Origin of the sequence: Rhodopseudomonas sp. BR0C11 (assembly GCF_010820945.1) — a bacterium.
Taxonomy (GTDB): domain Bacteria; phylum Pseudomonadota; class Alphaproteobacteria; order Rhizobiales; family Xanthobacteraceae; genus Rhodopseudomonas; species Rhodopseudomonas palustris_H.
In genome coordinates, this window is record NZ_QTKI01000539.1 from 1 (window position 1) to 2,681 (window position 2,681).

At 63.5% G+C, this 2,681-nt stretch carries 3 protein-coding genes; 1 reads left to right on the plus strand and 2 read right to left on the minus strand.

Going from position 1 to position 2,681, the window contains the following annotated elements; translation table 11 throughout:
* Positions 1-359 (plus strand): EF-hand domain-containing protein (locus DYI24_RS24760; RefSeq protein WP_164574209.1); only part of this gene is annotated, 359 nt, incomplete at its 5' end.
* A gap of 52 nt (positions 360-411) precedes the next feature.
* Here DYI24_RS24760 and DYI24_RS24765 read toward each other — a convergent pair.
* On the minus strand, positions 412-1,029 hold the full coding sequence (locus DYI24_RS24765; protein WP_164574210.1) for a class I SAM-dependent methyltransferase: 618 nt from the start codon (positions 1,027-1,029) through the stop codon (positions 412-414).
* A 329-nt stretch (positions 1,030-1,358) separates the two neighbouring features.
* The coding region (locus tag DYI24_RS24770) for an ABC transporter substrate-binding protein (protein ID WP_164574211.1) at positions 1,359-2,681 on the minus strand (1,323 nt) is incomplete at its 5' end.

Consider the following 2,681-nt stretch of genomic DNA (forward strand, 5'->3'; position numbering starts at 1 on the left):
GCCTTTCGCATTTCCTGGAGCAATGGGACGGCAACAATGACGGTGTCGTCACGCTGGCCGAGATCAAGCAGGGACGCGAGCATCGTTTCTACGCCTTCGACGCCAATGCCGACGGTTATCTTGATCGCGACGAATATGCGCGCTTCGACAAGGTGCGCGACGCCGGCATCGCGCGGTTCTCGCCTGAGGAGCAGGTCAAGATCCGGCAGATCGCCGACGGCCTGACGCTGCCGCGTAATGACACTGATGGCGACGGCCGGGTGTCGCGCGCCGAATTCATCGACGGCAGCACTGCGTGGATGAAGGCGATCGACAAGGACGGCGACGGCCAGCTGACGTCCCGCGACTTCCCGGACTAACACCTGTGGTCGTCCCGGCGTGCTGCCTCGCGGGGACCATCGCCGCGACGGCTCAGGCCGGCTTGCGCGCCACGATGTAATGGGCGTGGCGATTGCTGCCGAAAGTGCGTGAGGCCTCGATCTCGAATCCGGCCTCCGCGATCGCGGCGCGAAGCTGCTGCGACGTCAGCGATTTGATCGGCGGTACCCAGCCGATCCGCTGCAGTACCGGGATCACACCCCAGCGCAGCGCGGGGTTCATATCGCCGATGCAATAGGTCTTGCTCAGCAGCAAACCGCCCGGCTTCAACCGGTCGCGAATGGTCGAGAGCGTGGTACGGCTATCGTCAACCAGATGCAGGATCAGAAACGCGCAGACGGCGTCATAAGGCGGCTCGCCGGTGGAGAGATCCGCATCGGCGACAGCGAAGCTAAGGTTTGGCGGCGCCGGCTTCGCGCTAGCGATCCGCACCATTTCGGGTGAGAGGTCGGTCGCGGTCCAATGCGCGACCCCGGGCGCCAGCCGGATCGCGGTGCCGCCGGTGCCGCAGCCGATCTCCAGCACCCGATCCGACGGCGAAAGCCTCCCAGCCGCATCCGCCAGCATCGCCTCATAGGCGGCGACGTCCTTGATCGGCCGCGCGGCGTAGCGCTCGGCCATCCGATCCCAGAATCCGCGTTGGCTGGTCATGCTCGCTCGTCCCCCCGCGTCGCGATTGATGACGGGCGCAGGATAGAGCCCCACACGCCCGATGGGCACTCGCCGAACGGATGGTGGTGACGAGTGGTCGCACCGCGCTGGCGTGACGGCCAAATACCTCCTGCCGGCGCTGCTGCGTCGTGGAGCAGGACGCGTGCGCAGCGCCACGAATAGGCACGGCCTGCATCGTTCTTAGGCGACGCCACCGACGAGCGATAAGCTGAGCTTTGGCCGAGCGATAAGTTTGTGCAGCGGGCGACAAAAAAGGGCTGCGCACTTTCGTACGCAGCCCGTTTTGTGATCGCTAATGTGGCGCTTGGTTACTGCAGCCCGATCGTGGTCAGGTCCTGAAACCAGTGCTGCGCCTGCACGAAGCTCTTCACTTTCGGCGACAGCGCGTGCGGATTGGTATCGTGCACCACCCACACCAGCGCGGCGTCGTCGACGATCAGCGAATGCGCCTGCGCCAGCAGTTCGTCCTGCTTGTTCGGCTCGAACGTGGTCTTGGCCTCGTCGATCAGCGCATCGACCTTCGGATTCTTGTAGCCGCCCCAGTTGACGCCGACCGGCGCCACCTGCCCGGAGTGGAAGAACCGCACGATCGCATACAGCGGATCGGAGGTGACGTAGGCGATGTTATTGGCGGTGATGCCGGCGTTGGAGTCGTCCGCCGCACCCTTACGCCAAGCGGTGTACAGAACCTCGAGTTCGAACACCTTGAACTCGACGTCGATGCCGATTTCCTTGAAGCTCTGCTGCAGGAACTCGTTCATCGGCAGCGACAGCATCTGGCCGGTGCCGCCATTGGCAATGATGAAGGTGGTCTTCAGCGGCTTCTCCGGCGAATAGCCGGCTTCCTTCACCAGCTTCTTGGCTTCCGCCAGATCGTATTTGATCTTGAACGACGGGTTGCCGAACCACGGGCTCGACGGATCGACCTGACCGACAGCCGGCTTGGCGAGGCCGTTCATCAGCCCGACCACCGCCTCGCGATCGATCGCAAGATTGAGCGCCTTGCGCAGGCGAACGTCCGTCCACGGCGAACCGGGCAGCACGCTGAGGTGATAGTTCCAGACGTGCGGCGTGACGTTGTCGACGATCTTCATGCCGGCGGCCTTGAGCTGCGGCACCGCGTCGGGCGCAGGCGTTTCGATCAGATCGACCTGACCGGCCAGCAGTGCGTTGGTGCGGGTCAGCGCTTCCGGCATCGGGATCAGCACCAGCTTGTCGGTCTTCGGCAGCCGCGACTTGTCCCAATACTCATCGTTCTTGGTGAGCTCGGCGAGTTCGCGCGGCACCAGCTTGGTGAGCTTGAACGGACCGGTGCCGGACGGATTGGCGGCGAACTTGTCCCAGTCCTTGCCAACCTTCTCGTACTGGGCCGGACTGGACACCAGGAACCACAACATCTGATAGGGAAAGAACGAGTCGACCGTCTTGGTGGTGATCTCGACGGTGGAATCGTCGATCTTGGCGTAGCTCTTCACCGACGGCAGCCGGGTCTTCACCTGCGCGCTCTGCCGCTTGTCGAATTGCGGCGCCTTGTCGTTGAGAACCTTGTCGAGATTCCAGATCACCGCATCGGCGTTGAAGTCGCTGCCGTCGTGAAACTTCACGCCCTTGCGCAGCGTAAAGCGCCACTT